Genomic DNA, 18581 nt, shown 5'->3' with positions numbered 1-18581 from the left:
TTGGTGTGAGCGTCCATCGTCATTATTTCGAAATCAGTTCCTGTTCTACGACCAGATCCAGCGTCCACTTGATTGAGCTGGCGTCGGCCGGCGGATTAGGTACTTTCTCTTCCAGGATACGCAGGCGATACGCCACGCCCGGTTCGAAATTGAAGCCCTCGATATTGCCGTACCAGTTTTGCCACGGATCTTCCTTGCGCTCGCGGATCTGCAAGCAGGTGGTGCGCATCACGCCGGCGCTGCACGCTACTTTTTGCGGGGCGACGTAGATGAATTTGACTTTCGCGGCGGCGCTTGGCTTTTCACGTGCGTAGAACTTCAGCGTCTGGCCATCGAGTGTTTTCATTTCCAGCACAGGGCCGGTGATCGCGTAGTGGTTGACTGCTTGCAGCTTGTCGAGGAAATCGGCTTCGAATTGCATGGCCGGTTCCGGGCATGCCATGCGTGTCGATGCGGCTTCGACGATGGTCAGCTGGCCCGGTCCACGTATTGAAAATGGCGCCGTAAACTGATTGCAGCCGGCGCGGCCGCTGACGCGTCCCTGGCCATTCTCGACGTTGAAATTCAGAATCACCGGTTCGCCATTGTCGCCATGCGGGATGGTGTGGCCGCTCCAGGAAGTCAGTTCCCAGCGTGATGCAGACAGTGCGGGATCACTGCTCGCAGCCGGTTTCTGTGGTGTGCCGGCGCAGGCCGCCAAGGTAACGCCGACAGCGGCGCCGATGGTCAGGTTGCGCAACAGGGAAGAAGAAAATGTAGCAAGCGTCATAGGGACTCCATGATGAATGTGGGCGTAAAACGCAAGCTGCTATTTTAACTTAGTGACATTTACTCCAGCCATTTTGCACGGCCGGCGGCAATCGCCACCGCAATGCACAGCACGCCGACTACCGATAATGCTGCATGCAAACCGAAGCCGTGGGCGAGGAAACCGATCATCGGCGGACCGACCAGGCCGCCGGTGTATCCCATCGTGGTGACGCCGGCCAGCGCCGTTGGGCCGTGACGGCCGGCGGCGCTGAAGATGAACGGGAAAACGGTGGCGACGCCGACGCCGGTCAGCGCGAAACCGGCAATAGCCCATGGAATATCGTTCACCACCAACGCCAGCGCCATGCCGACACCGGCCAATATTGCGCCGCCGGCGACCACGCGGCGCGCGCCGAAGGATTCCTTGAGACGATCGCCGACGATGCGGGTCAACAGCATCATGCCGGCAAAAAAGGCAAAGGCCAGCGGCGCCACGCCATCGCTGGCGAACAGCAGGTCTTTCATGTAGACGCCGCTCCAATCCGCGACCGAACCTTCGACGATGGCGCCGCCAAAGGCCACAACGCCGAGTGCGATCAGCGGACCGTGCGGCAGCGCGAAATGTTTTTGTCCGGCGATGTATTGCGGACGGTCATTCGGCAGCGCCCGATAGCAGAGCCGCAGCGGAATCGCGAACACGATGGCGGCCACGCTGAAATGCAGCAGCGGCCCGATGCCGAGCCCGGCCACCGCGCTACCAAGCAACGCACCTGACAAGGTGCCGACGCAAAACCATGAGTGCAGCAGCGACATGATCGAACGCCCGGCAGCTTTTTCAACGGCGGCGCCGAGGGCGTTGATGGCGACATTGAAGCAGCTGGAACAGGCGCCCAGGCTGACCATCACCAGCATCAGCACCGGCAGGTTCGGCGCCAGCGCCAGGCAAGGCATGGTGAGCAGCAACGCGACGCCGGCATACCAGCTGCTGCGGCGCGCGCCGTAATGGCCGATCAGCCAGGCCGCAATCGGAAACGATCCGACCGCGCCGATGCCGCCGCCCAGCAGCACCAGGCTGAGGCTGGCCGGTTCCAGTTGCAACAGATCGCGGATTGCCGGGATGCGCGAGGCCCAGCTGGCGTACATCACCCCGAGCAACAGGAACAGCACTGGCAGCGCCGCCCGCTGCATGCGAGTGCCGGCGGATACGGGTAACGCGATGGATTCGGACATGGCCTGGAGAGGTGAGGGCGGACGGGACAAGGAACAGCAAAATACGAAGGGCAACGCGACAGCGCCGCCCTTCGCGGCAGTATCTACAGAGACGGCGCTTAGAAATCCGCCGGCATTTCCTGCAGATGGCGCTGCAAGGCATCCAGCAAGGTCTTGCAGGCATCGTCAGTGCCGATCGTGATGCGCAGGAACTGGGCAATCCGCGCGCTGGTGAAATGACGCACGATGATGCCGTCGCCGCGCAGGCGCGCTGCCAGCTTGGCGGCATCGTAGTTCGGATGGCGCGCGAACACGAAGTTGGCAGCTGACGGCAGCACGTCGAAGCCCTGCACTGCGAGGCCGGCCACCAGTTGCCGGCGGCTGGAGATTACCGCCTGGCGGGTTTTCTCAAAATGCTGCTGGTCCTTGATCGAGGCAGTGGCGCCGACGATTGCCAGACGGTCCAGCGGATACGAGTTGAAGCTGTTCTTGACCCGTTCCAGCGCGGTGATCAGGTCCGGATGGCCGACCGCGAAGCCGACCCGCAAACCGGCCAGCGAACGCGATTTGGACAAGGTATGCACCACCAGCAGATTCGGGTAACGCGCTACCAACGGGATCGCGCTGTCGCCGCCGAAATCGACATAGGCTTCGTCGACGATCACTACGCTGTCGGGATTGCCGGCCACTAGTCTTTCGACTTCGGCCAGCGGCAGCAGGCAGCCGGTTGGCGCGTTCGGATTCGGGAAGATGATGCCGCCGTTGGCAGTGCCGAGATAATCGTCGACGCGGATGCTGAAGTCGTCCGCCAGCGGAATCGTGCGATGCGCGACCTGATACAGGCCGCAGTAGGTCGGATAGAAACTGTAGGTGATGTCCGGGAACAGGATCGGCTCTTCGTGTTGCAGCAGGGCCTGGAATGCATGCGCCAGCACTTCGTCGGAACCGTTGCCGACAAATACGTGGGCTGGAGTGATGCCATGCGCGGCGTTCTGTTCGGCAATCGCCAGCTTGAGCGGCTCGGCATCCGGATTCGGATACAGGCGCAGGTTGTCGCCCACTTCGGCCGCAATGGCGGCAATCGCCAGCGGCGATGGACCGTATGGGTTCTCGTTGGTGTTGAGCTTGACCAGGTTGCTCAGCTTGGGCTGCTCGCCGGGTGTGTAGGGCGTCAGGCGGCTGACGATCGGGCTCCAGAATTTGCTCATGGGAATGTCGCTAAAGAAGGTAAGTGAAAGCTGGTTGCGTCGCCGGAACGGCCGGAGCGACAGGCGAATCAGCCATATGGTAGCAAACCCGGCGTTATCTGGCTGCCAGTGCTGTTGTTGTTGCGGCGACCGGGCTCTGGGAATCGTTTGATTTATATCAAATTAATTTATTGCGTGAGCCGCTAAAGTGCGGTCGACACGGATATACACAGGAGCGAAAAATGAAAAAGACTGTACTGGCGATGATGGTATTGGCATTGGGTTTTGCAGCGGGCAACGCCACCGCGCAGGAAAGCCCGTGGCAGGTGCGGGTGCGCGCCGACTACCTGAAACCGGCGAACAAATCGGATGCGGTCGGTGGCATCGGCGCATCGGATCGTTTGCAGATCAACGACAAGACCATTCCGGAAGTCGATATTTCCTATTTCTTTACGCCCAACTGGGCGGCGGAGCTGGTGCTGACTTATCCGCAAAAGCAGGATGTCACGCTCGACGGCCAGAAGATCGGCACGTTCAAGCATCTGCCGCCGACGCTGACGTTGCAATATCACTTCCTGCCTGACGCGCTGTTCAGTCCCTATGTTGGCGCCGGCGTGAACTACACCCGCATTTCCAGCGTGGATCTGTTGAATGGCGCCGGTAGCCTGGATAACAGCAGCTGGGGCCTAGCGCTGCAGGCCGGCGTTGACTACAAGCTGGACAAGAACTGGTCGCTTAACTTTGATGTGAAGAAGGTGCAGATCCGCAGCGATGTCTACGCCGGTGGCGAGCAGATCAGCAGGGTGAAGATCGATCCATGGTTGATCGGTGTGGGTGTCGGCTACCGTTTCTGAGCCCGGTGCGAGCATGCGTCATTGCTGCGTTCGCCAATGACGGCTTAAGAAAGGTGAAAGATTGACTTAATGACATTCTTTTGGGGCTGGTAACATAGCGGTTTAATACGCGGACCAGGTCCGCGTTATTTCACACAAGCAAAAGGAGCCCGCCCTTGAATTTACTCGCCGTCAATCAACTTTCCTCGATCTGGAACGTCCTGCTCGAATCTTCGCTGCACTATGGCCTCAACGCCGTGCTGGCGATTTTCACGCTGCTGGTCGGCTGGTGGCTGTCGTCGCGGCTGGCTAACGCCCTCGATCGGGGAATGGTCCGCGCCAACCTGGATGCGACCTTGCGTCCGGTGCTGCGCAGCGTGGTGCTGTGGCTGGTGCGGCTGGTTACACTGGTTGCCGTGCTCGGCCAGTTCGGGGTGCAGACGGCCAGTATCGTCGCTATCCTCGGTGCTGCCGGCCTGGCCATCGGCCTGGCCTTGCAGGGCACCTTGCAGAACATCGCAGCCGGCATGATGCTGCTGTTCCTGCGGCCGTTCCAGGTTGGCGAATATGTCGGCAACGGCACGGTCGAAGGGACTGTCGATGAAATCGGCCTGTTCGCCACCAAGCTGACCAAGGCCGACGGCATCTGCCTGTTCGTGCCGAACAACCAGCTGTGGAACAGCGCGCTGACCAATTACAGCCGCCACGCCACGCGTCGCATGGATATCCCGGTTGGCATCAGCTACTACGATGATCCGGTGGTGGCGATCAATGCGCTGCAAAAACTGCTGCTGGCCGATAGCCGCATATTGTCGACGCCGGCGCCGTTCGTGGTGGTTACCGATCATGCTGAAAGTGCGGTCATGCTGAATATCCGCGCCTGGGCCAGCACTTCCGACTACTGGGCGGTGCGCTGGTCGCTGGCGCAGCAGCTGAAGTCGACGCTGGCGGCGGTCAACTGCTCGATCCCCTATCCGGTGCGCGAAGTGCATATCACGCACGAAGTTGGCGCCAAGAGCGTCGCGGATCAGGCCTAAGCGCAATCCCCGCAGCAGGTGGTGCGGATTTTGCATACTTGATAACGGCGGTTTCAACCCGAAGCAACACGGTTGAAATCGCCGCTTTTTCATCGTATGTAATGACGTTTTTGCAATGCCGGTTGCGACCATAGATATAACATTTATGCATGAACCTATGCATAGATGGCATGAATAGCATGCCGACTTTCCGCTACAGTTCCGCTGCGCGAAGACGCATCGAAGAATGTCGGCGTCGCGTGATCGGAACCGATCATTGCAAATTACTAACAAATCAGGAGATTTATGCTTACCCGCAAACTTACACTGCGCAACCTCAATTCCTATGCGCTGATGATGTTCGGCGCGTTGTTGCTGTCCACTTCCGTGGCGCACGCGCAAGATACCCAGGCCAAACTGCCTAACGTGATGATCCTGGCCACCGGCGGCACGATTGCCGGCACCGGCGCTGACAGCACTACCACCGTCGGCTATACCTCAGCGACAGTCGGCGTCGAGAAGCTGATCGCTGCGGTCCCAGAGCTGAAGAAAATCGCCAACGTCAAGGGCGAGCAAGTATTCCAGATCGCCAGCGAAAGCATGACCAACGACCACTGGCTGAAGCTGGCCAAGCGCGTCAACGCGCTGCTGGCGCAACCGGATGTTGACGGCATCGTCATCACCCACGGCACCGACACCATCGAAGAAACCGCTTACTTCCTCGACCTCACCGTCAAGAGCCGCAAGCCGGTGGTAATCGTCGGCGCCATGCGTCCTTCGACCGCGATTTCAGCCGACGGCCCGATCAACCTGTACAACGCGGTCCTGCTGGCCGGCAGCAAGGATGCGATCGGCAAGGGCGTGCTGGTGTCGCTGAACGATCAGATCAATGCCGCGCGTGAAGTCACCAAGACCAACACCTCGACCACAGACACCTTCAAGTCGACCGAGCTGGGCATGCTGGGCTACATCCAGGGTAACAAGGCTTACTTCTATCGTCAGTCGACCCGCAAGAACACGGTCGATACCGAGTTCGACGTCAGCAAGCTGGACGTGCTGCCGCAAGTCGACATCATCTACGGCTACGCCAACATGACCCGCGCCGCACTTGACGCGCAAGTCGCTTCCGGCGCCAAGGGCATCATCCAGGCCGGCGTCGGCGACGGCAGCATTGCCGCGCAGATGAAAACGCCGTTGGTTGAAGCTCGCAAGAAGGGCGTGATCATCGTCCGCGCCAGCCGCGTTGGCCAAGGCATCGTCGCCCGTAACGGCGAAGCCAACGACGACGAACTGGACTTCGTGGTTTCCGATACGCTGAACGCGCAAAAAGCCCGCATCCTGCTGATGCTGGCCTTGACCAAGACCAACGACACCAAGGAAATCCAGCGCATGTTCTACACCTATTGATTATTCATGGTGTGTGCATGACCTAGGGCGGCGAGTAGCGCCCTACGTCTGGATAGAGGCAACAACGGAAGCCGGCTCGATCAAGTCTTTGATCCAGCCGGCTTTTGCATTTGTGGCCGCTGTTCCTGGGCGACCGCCGGCTGCAGATTTCCTCTAATTTCCCGGTGACAATAATGCTAAGATTAGGCCGCACAGTGGCGCTGATGCAGACTCATTGGGGGAATCCATTCTGGACGTTCCGATCGAGACGTTCATTGCGCAATGATGCCGTACCCACGATTCCCGACACCATGATAAGAAAAATTTCCCCGGTATTCTGGGCTGCCCTGATCGGCCTTGTTGCGTTTGTGTTTTATACCGGCGGCGCCATTGTCTGGCCGACCTACACCGAATGGCTGATGCGGGGCGATTTCGGCCAGCATTTCCTGGGCTGGAATTTTTTCCGGCACACGCCGTTGCTGCAATTCCCGCTGGGCGCCAATGGCAGCTATGGCGAGGTACTGGGCAGTTCGATCGTGTTCACCGATTCGACGCCGATCTTCGCTTTTCTTCTCAAGCCTTTTGCCGCGCTCCTGCCGGAGCCGTTTCAATATATCGGCCTGTGGCTGGCGCTTTGCGCGATGCTGCAGGGGGTATTCGCCTACAAGCTGCTGTCGCTGTTTTCAACCGATCGTATCGTCGTGTTGTTGGGCACGGCGTTCTTTGTCCTGGCCCCGCCGTTTTGGTGGCGCATCAATATCGAATGCGACGCACTGGCAGCGCATTGGCTGATCCTGGCCGGGCTGTATCTGTATTTCAGGGAAAATTTCCGCCAGCGCGACTGGATCGGATTGTTATGCCTAGCGACATTGACGCACGCTTACCTGCTCGCCATGGTACTGGCGATCTGGGGCGCCGACACGCTGCAGCGCTGGCTGAAAAAACAGATATCGTTGCGGATGGCGGTTGTCTACGGCTTGTCGGTCGCCGCTTGCCTGGCGCTGGTCATGTGGGTTACCGGCTATTTCATGCTGCGTGGCGGATTGAGCACCCCGGTTGGATTGGGCTATTACCGCATGAGCCTGTTGGCGCTGTTCGATCCGCTGGCGGGATGGTCGCGCGTCCTGCCGGAACTGCCGAGGACCGGAGGCCAATATGAGGGTTTCAATTTTCTGGGTATAGGCGTGCTGGCGTTGCTGGCTATAGCGGCGCTGACGCTGCTGGTCGCCGGCAAGCGCCGCGCCGCGCTCGGCTGGCGTTGGGCGACGCTGACGCCACTGCTTGCGAGCGCTGCGGTCCTGACGGCGATTGCGTTGACCAGTTACATCGGCTGGGGCGACTACGACTTGTTTACCTATCATCTGCCGCGCTGGTTGCAATGGTCTAGTGCTGTCTTCCGGGCGTCGGGCCGCATGTTCTGGCCGGTGTTCTACCTGATTTATGTCGCTGCGTTCTACGCTGCTTTCAAGCTGATCGGCAAGAAGTGGCTAGTGTGTCTGCTGGCCGGGTTGCTGGCTTTCCAGCTGGTCGACAGCAATGGCGCCGCGCAGACGGTGCGCAAGGAAATCGGGGGATATCATTGGACGCAGCCCTTGCAATCCGTTTTCTGGCAGCAGGTTCCGAAAAATTATCGACGGATTGCTGTCGCGCAGCCGCAGACCTTTCCATGGGAATATTTTCCGCTAGCCTTGTTTACATCGAACAACCGGATGTCGATCAACAATGGCTACTTCGCCCGTATTGATCTGAATGAGCTGGGTACGGTGCAACGGCAAACTGCAGAGGGTGTTTTTGCAGGCCGTTACGATCCGCAGACCTTGTATATTTTCTTCCACGATCCGCTTTCGAACGCGCTTTGGGAACAGGCAAAACTGAATGCCGGTCCGGACGATTTCATGGGCGAGGTCGACGGCTATCAGGTGCTGGCGCCGGGTTGGCGTCGTTGCGGCGAATGCAGTCAATTGCAATTCGCTTCGGTCCAGGCCGCCGTCAAACCGGCGCCGGCATATACGCTCGGTACGCCGATCGATTTCCGCCTCAACGGCAACGCCGACCTGTACCGTATCGGCAATTGGTCAGTTCCCGAAGCCTGGGGCCGCTGGACCGATGGCAATGCCGCTGCCGTATGGTTATCGGTGCCGGAACCGACCCGTGGCGAGCTGACGCTGGAGATATCCGGCCATGCGCTGGTCACGAGGCAGCACCCGCTGCAGGTCATTCCGGTCTCCGTGAACGGACGCGCATTGGGAGAGCTGCGTTTTACCGAACAGAACCACGAAGGCAGCAGCAGTTTCCGCATTCCCGCCGACGTGGTGGCCAACAGCCATGGCAATCTGTACATCTTGATGACAATTGCCGATCCAGTATCGCCGATGCAGTTGATGATCAAAAAAGATAGCCGGGCGCTGGGGTTGGGCACTGTTTCGATGGTCATCCATTAACCGTAACGATTTTATTCATATCCACTACTTAATTTCCATGTCAGAAGAATTCGAAGTCCCCAGCCCGCACGAGCATCACCTGGAACACGTGACCGAACACGCGCATGCCAGCGGCGACAATTTCGCCGGGAAAATCGCGGTGATGACCGCCATCATGGCCACCATCGGCGCCCTGTTCAGTTACCAGGCCGGTTCCACCGAAAGCGAAGCGGCGATGAACAAGAACAACGCCGCCATCAAGAAAACCGAAGCCTCCAACCAGTGGAATTACTACCAGGCCAAATCCAGCCGCCAGAACCTGGCCGAACTGGCGACGCACATTCCTGGCGTCGATGCGGCGCACTACGCAGCCGAGGCGCAGCGCTACAAGAGCGAAAAGGAAGTCGTGCAGAAGAAGGCGCAAGCACTGGAAGAAGAAACCAGCGCCTGGGATGAGAAGTCTGAGCAGGTATTGCACCAACACCATCGTTGGGCGCAGGCGATGACGGCGATCCAGATCGCGATTGCGATGGCAGCGATTACTTTATTGACGCGTAAAGAGTGGTTAAAAAAAGTGTCGTATGGTGCGGCTGGGATAGGTGTAGTGTTAGGTGTGTTGGCTGCGTTGCATGTTTAAAGAGCCGCTCAGACATGTTTTAACACTCATGCTAAACACGAACTTTGATGATTTTGATTTTGTACTTGTTGCTTGCTAATCAAGGAGAATCATCATGAGATGGGAAATTTCAAACTTACCGGTGCTTGCTATTCTTTTTTTATCGTCATGTGCAGTTCGCCCCAGCATTGATTATTCAAAAATTGAACAAGAATGTGGAATGCAGTGCCAAATGAATGATCAAGCGTGTTCTTCAAGATACGCTGGCTTCCCATTGATATTGCAGGCTAATTGCAACCCCGAGGTTGAGGCATGTGTAAGAGCTTGTCCGCCTCGTGCTTCCTCAAAAGGCAATTCCAATTCAACATCAACTTCCGGCAGCAAACCTTCAGTTACGGACAGATTGAACGAATTAGATGCTCTTCATAAAAATGGGGTGATCACCGATAGTGAATATTCCACAAAAAAACAAGAGATACTAAAATCTTTGTAGGGGTGCATCGTCTAGAGCAGTAGTGTGCAAGCGGTAGCTTAAGCACGGTGGGCACGTATTCGTGCCCACCCAGATTGCTCACTGATTAACGTGTCACAGGCTTGTAGCGGATACGCTTCGGTTTGGCGCCTTCTTCACCCAAACGCTTGCGCTTGTCGGCTTCGTATTCCTGGTAGTTACCGTCGAAGAACGACACTTGCGATTCGCCTTCGAAGGCCAGGATGTGCGTCGCGATGCGGTCCAGGAACCAGCGGTCATGGCTGATCACCATCACGCTGCCGGCGAATTCCAGCAAGGCGTCTTCCAGCGCGCGCAGGGTTTCGACGTCGAGGTCATTGGACGGCTCATCCAGCAGCAGTACGTTGCCGCCTTGCAGCAAGGTCTTGGCCAGATGCAGGCGGCCGCGTTCACCGCCGGACAGGTTGCCGACGATTTTTTGCTGGTCGCCGCCCTTGAAGTTGAAGCGTCCCAGGTAGGCGCGCGATGGCATTTCGAAGCGGCCGACGGTGAGGATGTCGGCGCCGCCCGAGACGTCTTCGAACACGGTCTTCTGGTCCGATAGCGTATCGCGCGACTGGTCGACGATCGACACCTTGGCGGTGGTGCCGAGCACCACTTCGCCGCTGTCCGGCTGTTCCTTGCCGGTGATCATCTTGAACAGCGTCGATTTACCGGCGCCGTTCGGGCCGATGATGCCGACGATGGCGCCGGCCGGGATGCGGAAGCTCAGGTTGTCGATCAGCATGCGGTCGCCGAATGACTTCGAGACGTTCTTGAATTCGATCACTTCATTACCGAGGCGTTCGGCGACCGGGATGAAGATTTCCTGGGTTTCGTTGCGCTTCTGGTATTCGTGCTCGCTCAATTCATTGAAGCGCGCCAGACGAGCCTTGCTCTTGGCCTGACGACCCTTCGGATTTTGCCGTACCCATTCCAGTTCCTTGGCGATGGTTTTCTGGCGCGACGATTCGGTCGCCTCTTCCTGCTTCAGGCGGTCGCCCTTTTGCTCCAGCCATGAGCTGTAGTTGCCCTTCCACGGGATGCCGTGGCCGCGGTCCAGTTCCAGGATCCACTCGGCAGCGTTGTCGAGGAAGTAGCGATCATGGGTGATGCCGACCACGGTGCCAGGGAAGCGTTGCAGGAACTGTTCCAGCCAGTCGACCGATTCGGCGTCCAGATGGTTGGTCGGCTCGTCCAGCAACAGCATGTCCGGCTTCGACAGCAGCAGGCGGCACAGCGCCACGCGGCGTTTTTCCCCGCCGGATAACACGCCGATCTTGGCGTCCCATGGCGGCAGGCGCAGGGCGTCGGCGGCCATTTCCAGTTGTAGATCGAGATTGCCATCGCCGGCAGTGGCCAGGATGTCTTCCAGGCGCGCCTGTTCGGCCGCCAGCGCGTCGAAGTCGGCATCTTCCTCTGCATACGCGGCATACACAGCGTCCAGCTTGGCTTGCGCTTCAAACGCTTCGCCCAGTCCACCTTCAACGGCCTGGCGCACCGTCTGTTCCGGATCGAGTTGCGGTTCCTGCGGCAGGTAACCGATGTTCAGGCCCGGCATCGGCACGGCTTCGCCCTGGATATCCTTGTCGATGCCAGCCATGATTTTCAGCAGGGTCGATTTGCCGGAGCCGTTCAGGCCCAGCACGCCGATCTTGGCGCCGGGGAAGAACGACAGCGAAATATCTTTCAGGATCTGGCGTTTGGGCGGCACGATCTTGCCGACCTTGTTCATTGTGTAGACGTATTGGGCCATGAGGAGCAGTGATAATAAAAAGTAATGCGGTGAATAGAGCGGTCCTTGCTAGCGGACCGGAACAGCCAAGAATAACCTATGCGCACAAGATTGACGAATTGTTAATGCCGGCATTTCATGCCGACGCGCCTGGACGTATTTTAAACGTTCGCCACAGTCCCTCGGCGGAATACAGCGCCAAAGCGCACCAGATGAGGATAAAACCGTTGAGGCGGTTGCCATCCAGCTCTTCGCCGTACAGCCAGACACCGAACAGCAATTGCAGCGATGGCGTGATGTATTGCAGCACCCCCACCAGCGACAGTGGAATGCGGCGCGCGCCGGCGGCGAACATCAGCAAGGGGATCGAAGTGATCGGCCCGGCTGCAACCAGCAGCCATTTGGTGGAGGTCGAGGCGCTGCTGAAGGTGTTGTGATCCTGCAGCGATGTGTACGCCAGGAAGGCCAGCGCCAGCGGCAGCACCAGCGCGGTTTCCAGCGCCAGGCCGGGCAGCGCGCCGAGGCTGGCGGTCTTGCGCAGCAAGCCGTAGCCGCCGAAAGTGACGGCCAGCGTCAGGGCGATCCAGGGCGGATGACCGGCTTGCCAGGTCAGCCACAGCACGGCGCCGGCAGCGATGGCGATCGCCAGCCATTGCAGCGGTCGTGGCCGTTCCCGCAGGAACACCAGGCCGAGCGCGACGCTGACCATCGGGTTGATGAAGTAGCCGAGGCTGGCTTCGACGATGTGGTTGTTGTTGACCGCCCAGATGTAAGTGGTCCAGTTGGCGGTCAGCAGCAGCGCGCTGGCGACGAAGCCGCCGATCACGCGCGGCTGGCGCAGCATCGGCCCGACCCAGGCCCATTGCTTGCGCACTGTCAGTACGATCAGCAGGAACAGGAAGGACCAGACGATCCGGTGGGCGACGATATCGACCGGCGGAACCTCTGCTTCAAGCGCCTTGAAGTAAATCGGGAACAGGCCCCATAGAACGTAGGAGGCGATGGCGTAGAGCATTCCTGCTTGCATATTCTTAATTTGCGGGACAGAGTTTAAGAGCCACCGCAGCGTGGCGAATTACTCTGTCCTCAACTGATTAGATGAAACGGTTAAATGGCAAAGGAAAACAACCGGAAGAAAAAATGACAGGTGGCAATCCGCATTCTACGCAACAAATGGCAGTTATGAGGACGTCAGCAACTCCTGGAAATAAAAGACCGTCGAACCCAGCTCAGGCGGCGATTGATAATGGCTGATGCAATCGCGGCGGAACGGTACTGCCTGTGCGAAGGCCGGCCCGTCATAGACGAAAGTATGGAACTCGCCATTCTCGCCGCAAGCATCGACATTGGCCGGCAAATCGGCGAGGAATGCCGCATCGAATTCGCGTCCGCAAAAATCCTCGGACAGATAATTGCCGTTGACGCAAACCACCACCGCCTTGAAACCGAGCGTCAGGAATTCCTCCACCAGCAGCTGGCGCGGCTGGTCCCATAACGGCAGGCAGGCCTGCAGTCCGGCGGTGGCGCAGACCTTTTCTTCCCAGTCGCGATGTGCTTGCAAATCGATGTCGCCGAATACGGCGTTGCGGATGCCGTCGTCATGGGCAGTGCGCAAGGTGGCAATGAATTTCTCTTCATATTGCTGCCAGCTGGCGCTGTAGAACGCCAGTGGCACTCCGAGCGCATCCGCCTGCGCCTGCAGCAATGCCGGCGGTACACCATGCGAGCGGGCGCGCTGACCGCTTTCATCGAGTGCGGTAATCAGGCGCGCGATGCGCATGCCGCTTTGTTGCGCTCGCCACAGTGCCAGGCAGGAATCCTTGCCGCCGCTCCATGACACCAGCGCATCCGCGGTTGGCATGTTCATGCCGGTGTTGCCGTTTGCAGCAGGCGCTGATGTTCCGGCCGCGCGACGAAGCGATGCAGCAGCAATCCAGCCAGGCCGCAAGTTGCCATCACCACCATCAGCGGCAGCGCCGTGCCGTCGTGCCACAGGCTCATCGCCACGCCGGACGTGATGCCGATACCGAATTGCAAGGTGCCCATCAAGGCCGATGCGGTGCCGGCTTGCTTGCCCTGCTGCGACAAGGCAATCGCCGACGCATTCGGGCTGATGAAACCGTAGCTGGCGAGGAAGCCGAAGAAGCCGATCAACAGGATCGGCAGGTTGTTGACGCCGCAGGCGACCAGCAGCGCCACCAACAGGCTCAGCATCGCAGGTATCCACAGCGCACGGCCGAGAATGGTGTCGAGTGTAAATTTGCCGACCAGGCGTGCATTGATCTGCGAGGCAGCAATCAGGCCGATCGCATTGGTGCCGAATACGAAGCCGAAATTTTCCGGCTTGATGCCATGCAGTTCGATCAGCACGAACGAAGAGCCGGTAATGTAGGCGAACATGCCGCCCTGGATCAGGCCGCCAACCAGGCTGTAGGCGACGAACTGGCGGTCCAGCAGCAGCCGGCCGTATTGTTTGATGGTGCGGCCCAGATGCAGCGGTTCGGCTTTGTGGCGATCGAGTGTTTCCTGCATCGTGTAATGGATCGCGATCAGGCAGAACAAACCGAAGCCGGTCAGGCCGCCGAAAATCACACGCCAGCCCCACAGCTTGAGCACTGCGCCGCCGATCAGCGGCGCCAGGATCGGCGCCAGCCCCATCACCAGCATCATCAATGAAAACGCCTTGGCGGCGCCGGTGGTGCCGAGCCGATCACGGATCACCGCGCGGGCAATCACCATGCCGGCGCAACCGCCCAGGCCTTGCAGGAAACGGAATACGATCAGCGCCGTCACGTCGTGCGACAGCATGCAGGCCAGCGAACCCAGCACATACAGCGTCATGCCGACATACAACGGCGGCTTGCGGCCGAAGCGATCGCTCAGCGGACCGTAGAACATCTGGCCCACCGCCAGCCCGACCAGGAAGCTGGCCAGCGTCAGCTGCACCAGATTGCTGCCGACGCCGAACTGCTGGGCGATGGTAGGGAAGCTCGGCAGATACATGTCGATCGACAGCGAGCCGATGGCGGTCAATGCGCCAAGCAATAGGAGCCAGCCCGGGAGCAATTTCTCCGGCGCTGAAGTTGCAGGTGTGTTTGTCATTGGTTACTCAGGTTGCACAAGGTGCAGTGCGTGGTTAAATCTTGGTTAAATATTTACTACGAGGAGTGCGCTGGCAGGAATAGCTGGACGCGTGCAAACGCAGGGTTTGCTTGCGTATTTTGCGTATGGCAACAAGCGATCATGTTACACGAACATCGCGGAGCTTGCCGGGAGCGGGAAGGATGTGGGGGCGGGAAAGGGAAGTCGCCGCCCCCATGCAGGGTAGTGGAATTGGTGCAGGCCGGGTCGTGTCGCGTGTCGGGCGTTAGCGGATTGAACCACGCGGCCCGCATCTCATTTCTGTTTGTCGTTGGCAGGATTCTTGCCGGCGCTTGCGCTTGAAGGCGCCGCATAGCTGAAAAATATCCAGTCCCACAGCGGCGAGGTGACACCGAAATTTTTCTCGATGCCTTTCTGGTGATGCATGTCGTGGTTTTTGATCAGCATGCCGATGCAACGATACAACCATGATTGCGGGCGATGCATCACATAGTGGATCGTGATGTAAGCCATGTAACCAATCAAGATGCCGGCATACAACGAAGTCAGTCCGAGCCAGTATGCCGGCAGCAGCGCGACCAGGTAGGCGAGTGCAACCTGAAGTCCTGAAATGCCGATGTATTCGCTCGGATTGACGTGGTGGGCCCAGTGATCGCGGCGGAAATATTTGTGGAATAAAAAGCGGTGTATGCCGTATTCCATCAGCGACCATAACAGTGCGCCGGCAACAATCTGCCAGATTGAAATCGGGCCGAGCCACATCGCGAGAGCGAACAGCGCAGGCACGGTAATAAAATCGACATGGTATTCAAAAGCCGACAGCTGCCATCGTTTGGATAAAGCCATAATTTTTCTGGTTGGGTAAAGGGATGTGGGAGCGGGCTTGTTCGATCTCCGAAAAAGATTCGGGACAGTGCTCGGATAGCCGCAGCTCGATCGTTCTCATGGCGCCAGACCGGTGAAATCGTCAGTTGGGCAACAATTTGCAGAATGGGGCCTGGCATGAGCGTTTGACGGGGAAGTGACACAGTCCCCGGGAAATGGATTCCTCTTAAAAGTAGAGGAAGCGAAAGTTATCAAACGTTTAAATACATGTCTATCAGACAACGTCTTAGTCGGGGTAAATTTATTGCGTGGAAGGGCGTCGGCTGCAACGTTTCAGCAGGTGGCGCAGCAGAGCAGGGAAGGCAGGGGAGATGAGAGGGGACAGGCCGTTACGGTGGTTTTGCCGCCACGGCCATATGCGACTGGCGCGGGACGATTCCCGCGCAAATCTTAGGCTGCCAGAAAATCCAGCAAGGTCATTGCGATGACCTTGGTCGCCTTGCGCAAATCGTCCAGTGCCAGGTTTTCATCAGCTTGCTTGGCGTTGGATTCCATCAGCGTGCGTGGACCGGCGCCGTACAGCACCACCGGAATCCCGTGTTCACCGTACAAGCGGGCATCGGTGTAGAGCGCTGAGCCGTTGGCTGGAATCGCTTCGCCGAGAACCGCCAGCGCGTTCGCCTGCACACTGGCCAGCAGTTTTTCGTGACCTGGCAACGGACGCAACGCGCGCGCAAGCAGCAGGCGTTTGATTTCGACGCGAATGCCGGGCAAGCCATCGACCGCAGCTTCGATCATGGCCCGCACGTCAGCTTCCACCGCGACCGGATCTTCTTCCGGAATCATGCGGCGATCCATTTTCAACACGACCTTGCCAGGCACCACATTGGTGTTGGTGCCGCCATCGATGCGGCCGACGATCATGGTCGGGTGGGTAATGCCGGGAATCGCCGAACTGATTTTTTTCAGGTCCGGCAGTTTGGCGTAGATCGCTTGCAACACCTTGGTGGCTGCCTGCAACGCGTCGTGGCCGGTTTCCGGCATCGAGCCGTGGGTGGCCTTGCCATGCACCGTGACCTCAAACTGCAGGCAGGCGTTATGCGCGGTGACGACGTTGTAGCTGAAGCCGGGGCCGATCACCAGGTCCGGCTTGGTCAACTGATTTTCCAGCAGCCAGGCAGGGCCCAGCAAGCCGCCGAATTCTTCATCGTAGGTGAAGTGCAATTCGAGCGCGCCCTTGAGCGGCACGCCCAGCGCTTCCAGCGCGCGCACCGCAAAAATATAGGTAGCGAAATCGCCTTTGGATACGGTGGTGGCGCGGCCGTAGATGCGGCCGTTTTCAATTTCGCCGCCATACGGTTGCTTGCTCCAGCCTTCGCCCGGCGGCACCACGTCGCCATGGGCATTAAGCGCCAGCGTCGGGCCGTCGCCTGCATACTTGCGACGGACGATCAGGTTGGTGATGCTCTCCATGCCGTAATCCTTGACCATGGCGGCTGGCACCGGGTGCTTCTCGGATTGCCAACCCCAGGCGCTCATCAGTTCGGCCACCGCATCGGCGTGCGGCGCGTTGTTGCCGGGCGGGGTATCGGTAGGAATACGGACGATTTTTTGCAGGAACTCGACTTCTTCGTCAAAGTGGTTGTCGATCCAGCTGGCGAGCTGTGCGGATAACGCGGTGTTGGTCATGGTGGCGAAGGAAAGAGTGACAGAAGTGCTTGATTCTACGACTTTGACGCCGTGAAGGGGGAAACGTAGGGTGGGCAGATTTTCTGCCCACGCGGAATGCCCTCATTTATTTTCTCAAGCATTCAGCGTGGGCACCAGTGCCCACCCTACAGCGATATTAGCCGCCGATATATTCGCGGTGATAGCGGCGTCCGAGGTCGGTCAGGATTTCATAGCCGATGCTGCCGGCCAGTTGCGCCACGTCGTCAACGCTGCGATGCGGACCGATCAGCTCCACCGTCGCGCCGGCTTGCACGCGATCTGCGGCGATGCCGGTGACATCGATCGTGATCGAATCCATCGATACCGTGCCAACCATCGGTGTTGGCTGGCCGTCGATGAAGGCGACGCCACGGTTGCTCATGCTGCGCAGCCAGCCATCGGCATAGCCGACGCCGACAGTGGCGATGCGCCGTTCTTCGGTGGCGCTATAGCTGATGCCGTAGCCGACATGGTCGCCGCGCTGGATGGTGCGGCACTGGATGATGCGGCCGTGCAGCGCCACTACCGGCTGCAAGGGATTGGCGGCGCCGGCCACCGGTGCGATGCCGTACAGCGCTGCGCCGGGACGCACCAGGTCGAACTGGAAATCGGCGCCGAGAAAGATGCCGGAGGAATTGGCCAGGCTGGCAGCGATATGCGGCAAGCGCTGACGCCAGCTTTGGAAACGCGCCAGCTGGCTGGCGTTCATCGGATGGCCCTGGTGCTCGGCGCAAGCCAAGTGGCTCATCAGGAACAGCGGCGGAATGCTTTTCATGAAAGCCGGATTGGCCAGCCATGCTTCTGCTTCGGTCGCCGGCAGACCCATGCGCGACATGCCGGTATCGACCTGGAAAATCGCCGGCAACGGACGTTCAAGGGTTTGCGCCAATGCGTGCCAGGCTTCGATTTGTTGCAGGCTGTTGAGCACCGGCGTCAGGCCATGGGCGATCAGTTCGCGCTCGGTGCCGGGTGGCGCGCCATGCAGCACGAAAATCTCGGCGGTGGCCGGCAGGTGCGGACGCAGCGCGATGCCTTCATCCAGATGCGCTACGAAAAAGTGACGGCAACCTTCCGCTGCCAGCGCCGGCCCGACCTGGTCGGCGCCGAGGCCGTAGGCATTGGCCTTGACGGCGGCGGCAACGCTGGCCTTGCCAGCCTGCTGCCTGAGCAGGCGATAGTTGCTGCGGATGGCATCCAGGTCGACCGTGAGGATTGCACCGGCGTGTGCTGCTTGTGGGTTCATCTTGGGTCGCTCAAATATCGCTCAAATATCGCTCAAAAACGGGTGGATCACATTTCACA

Annotated in this window: 16 protein-coding genes; 6 read left to right on the top strand and 10 right to left on the bottom strand. The window is 59.0% G+C overall.

Translation table 11 applies throughout. From position 1 onward, the window contains the following. Window positions 1–22: 22 nt before the first annotated feature. The 3 genes from ACIPF8_RS09160 to hisC all read right to left on the bottom strand — a co-directional run bounded on the left by ACIPF8_RS09160 (window position 23) and on the right by hisC (window position 3167). Complete coding sequence (locus ACIPF8_RS09160) at window positions 23–769, bottom strand: DUF4377 domain-containing protein (protein ID WP_400419893.1); 747 nt, start codon at window positions 767–769, stop codon at window positions 23–25. 59 nt (window positions 770–828) lie between these two features. Continuing rightward, complete coding sequence (locus ACIPF8_RS09155; RefSeq protein WP_400419890.1) at window positions 829–1980, bottom strand: MFS transporter; 1152 nt, start codon at window positions 1978–1980, stop codon at window positions 829–831. Window positions 1981–2078: 98 nt separating this feature from the next. Next, window positions 2079–3167: a histidinol-phosphate transaminase gene (hisC, locus tag ACIPF8_RS09150; RefSeq protein WP_400419887.1), complete on the bottom strand. Its 1089-nt coding sequence runs from the start codon at window positions 3165–3167 to the stop codon at window positions 2079–2081. A 221-nt stretch (window positions 3168–3388) separates the two neighbouring features. Between hisC and ACIPF8_RS09145 the strand changes: the two genes are divergently transcribed. The 6 genes from ACIPF8_RS09145 to ACIPF8_RS09120 all read left to right on the top strand — a co-directional run bounded on the left by ACIPF8_RS09145 (window position 3389) and on the right by ACIPF8_RS09120 (window position 9910). Next, window positions 3389–4000, top strand: a complete 612-nt coding sequence (locus tag ACIPF8_RS09145; RefSeq protein WP_400419884.1) for an OmpW family protein — start codon at window positions 3389–3391, stop codon at window positions 3998–4000. A 155-nt stretch (window positions 4001–4155) separates the two neighbouring features. Further along, window positions 4156–5016, top strand: coding sequence for a mechanosensitive ion channel family protein (locus ACIPF8_RS09140; protein WP_400419882.1), 861 nt, complete (start codon window positions 4156–4158; stop codon window positions 5014–5016). A gap of 333 nt (window positions 5017–5349) precedes the next feature. Continuing rightward, window positions 5350–6402 (top strand): type II asparaginase, encoded by a 1053-nt coding sequence (locus ACIPF8_RS09135; protein ID WP_400420533.1) that lies wholly within the window; start codon window positions 5350–5352, stop codon window positions 6400–6402. Window positions 6403–6692: 290 nt separating this feature from the next. Further along, complete coding sequence (locus tag ACIPF8_RS09130) at window positions 6693–8822, top strand: DUF6311 domain-containing protein (RefSeq protein WP_400419879.1); 2130 nt, start codon at window positions 6693–6695, stop codon at window positions 8820–8822. 37 nt (window positions 8823–8859) lie between these two features. Then, a complete protein-coding gene (locus ACIPF8_RS09125) occupies window positions 8860–9438 on the top strand; it encodes a DUF4337 domain-containing protein (protein ID WP_400419877.1) in 579 nt (192 codons plus the stop codon). Window positions 9439–9532: 94 nt separating this feature from the next. Then, window positions 9533–9910, top strand: coding sequence for an SHOCT domain-containing protein (locus ACIPF8_RS09120; RefSeq protein WP_400419874.1), 378 nt, complete (start codon window positions 9533–9535; stop codon window positions 9908–9910). Window positions 9911–9995: 85 nt separating this feature from the next. On the opposite strand, the gene ettA is transcribed toward ACIPF8_RS09120, so the two are convergent. The 7 genes from ettA to alr form a co-directional block, all read right to left on the bottom strand. Beyond that, on the bottom strand, window positions 9996–11663 hold the full coding sequence (ettA, locus tag ACIPF8_RS09115; protein ID WP_400419872.1) for an energy-dependent translational throttle protein EttA: 1668 nt from the start codon (window positions 11661–11663) through the stop codon (window positions 9996–9998). A 115-nt stretch (window positions 11664–11778) separates the two neighbouring features. After that, complete coding sequence (gene rarD, locus ACIPF8_RS09110) at window positions 11779–12669, bottom strand: EamA family transporter RarD (RefSeq protein ID WP_400419869.1); 891 nt, start codon at window positions 12667–12669, stop codon at window positions 11779–11781. 153 nt (window positions 12670–12822) lie between these two features. Continuing rightward, window positions 12823–13509: a diphthine--ammonia ligase gene (locus tag ACIPF8_RS09105; RefSeq protein WP_400419867.1), complete on the bottom strand. Its 687-nt coding sequence runs from the start codon at window positions 13507–13509 to the stop codon at window positions 12823–12825. Further along, window positions 13506–14744, bottom strand: coding sequence for a Bcr/CflA family multidrug efflux MFS transporter (locus ACIPF8_RS09100; RefSeq protein WP_400419864.1), 1239 nt, complete (start codon window positions 14742–14744; stop codon window positions 13506–13508). The genes ACIPF8_RS09105 and ACIPF8_RS09100 overlap by 4 nt, the downstream gene beginning before the upstream one ends. Window positions 14745–15038: 294 nt before the next feature. Further along, entirely contained in the window at window positions 15039–15590 is a 552-nt protein-coding gene (locus ACIPF8_RS09095; RefSeq protein WP_400419861.1) for a sterol desaturase family protein, read from the bottom strand. 429 nt (window positions 15591–16019) lie between these two features. Then, the gene (locus ACIPF8_RS09090; protein ID WP_400419859.1) at window positions 16020–17258 is read right to left on the bottom strand and encodes an ArgE/DapE family deacylase; all 1239 of its coding nucleotides are present in this window, start codon (window positions 17256–17258) and stop codon (window positions 16020–16022) included. A 157-nt stretch (window positions 17259–17415) separates the two neighbouring features. Next, a complete protein-coding gene (gene alr / locus ACIPF8_RS09085) occupies window positions 17416–18522 on the bottom strand; it encodes an alanine racemase (protein WP_400419856.1) in 1107 nt (368 codons plus the stop codon). Between the last annotated feature and the right edge of the window lie 59 nt (window positions 18523–18581).

Origin of the sequence: Collimonas sp. NPDC087041 (assembly GCF_044745265.1) — a bacterium.
Classification (GTDB): Bacteria; Pseudomonadota; Gammaproteobacteria; order Burkholderiales; family Burkholderiaceae_D; genus Collimonas.
The sequence above is the reverse complement of the archived record's forward strand: the minus strand, read 5'-3'. Positions and strand labels throughout refer to the sequence as shown.

Bases quoted from the DNA above. Each gene is read 5' to 3' on its own strand.
- ACIPF8_RS09160 (WP_400419893.1), bottom strand. From the start codon at position 769: ATGACGCTTGCTACATTTTCTTCTTCCCTGTTGCGCAACCTGACCATC.
- ACIPF8_RS09155 (WP_400419890.1), bottom strand. From the start codon at position 1,980: ATGTCCGAATCCATCGCGTTACCCGTATCCGCCGGCACTCGCATGCAG.
- hisC (WP_400419887.1), bottom strand. From the start codon at position 3,167: ATGAGCAAATTCTGGAGCCCGATCGTCAGCCGCCTGACGCCCTACACA.
- ACIPF8_RS09145 (WP_400419884.1), top strand. From the start codon at position 3,389: ATGAAAAAGACTGTACTGGCGATGATGGTATTGGCATTGGGTTTTGCA.
- ACIPF8_RS09135 (WP_400420533.1), top strand. From the start codon at position 5,350: ATGATGTTCGGCGCGTTGTTGCTGTCCACTTCCGTGGCGCACGCGCAA.
- ACIPF8_RS09130 (WP_400419879.1), top strand. From the start codon at position 6,693: ATGATAAGAAAAATTTCCCCGGTATTCTGGGCTGCCCTGATCGGCCTT.
- ACIPF8_RS09125 (WP_400419877.1), top strand. From the start codon at position 8,860: ATGTCAGAAGAATTCGAAGTCCCCAGCCCGCACGAGCATCACCTGGAA.
- ACIPF8_RS09120 (WP_400419874.1), top strand. From the start codon at position 9,533: ATGAGATGGGAAATTTCAAACTTACCGGTGCTTGCTATTCTTTTTTTA.
- ettA (WP_400419872.1), bottom strand. From the start codon at position 11,663: ATGGCCCAATACGTCTACACAATGAACAAGGTCGGCAAGATCGTGCCG.
- rarD (WP_400419869.1), bottom strand. From the start codon at position 12,669: ATGCAAGCAGGAATGCTCTACGCCATCGCCTCCTACGTTCTATGGGGC.
- ACIPF8_RS09105 (WP_400419867.1), bottom strand. From the start codon at position 13,509: ATGAACATGCCAACCGCGGATGCGCTGGTGTCATGGAGCGGCGGCAAG.
- ACIPF8_RS09100 (WP_400419864.1), bottom strand. From the start codon at position 14,744: ATGACAAACACACCTGCAACTTCAGCGCCGGAGAAATTGCTCCCGGGC.
- ACIPF8_RS09095 (WP_400419861.1), bottom strand. From the start codon at position 15,590: ATGGCTTTATCCAAACGATGGCAGCTGTCGGCTTTTGAATACCATGTC.
- ACIPF8_RS09090 (WP_400419859.1), bottom strand. From the start codon at position 17,258: ATGACCAACACCGCGTTATCCGCACAGCTCGCCAGCTGGATCGACAAC.
- alr (WP_400419856.1), bottom strand. From the start codon at position 18,522: ATGAACCCACAAGCAGCACACGCCGGTGCAATCCTCACGGTCGACCTG.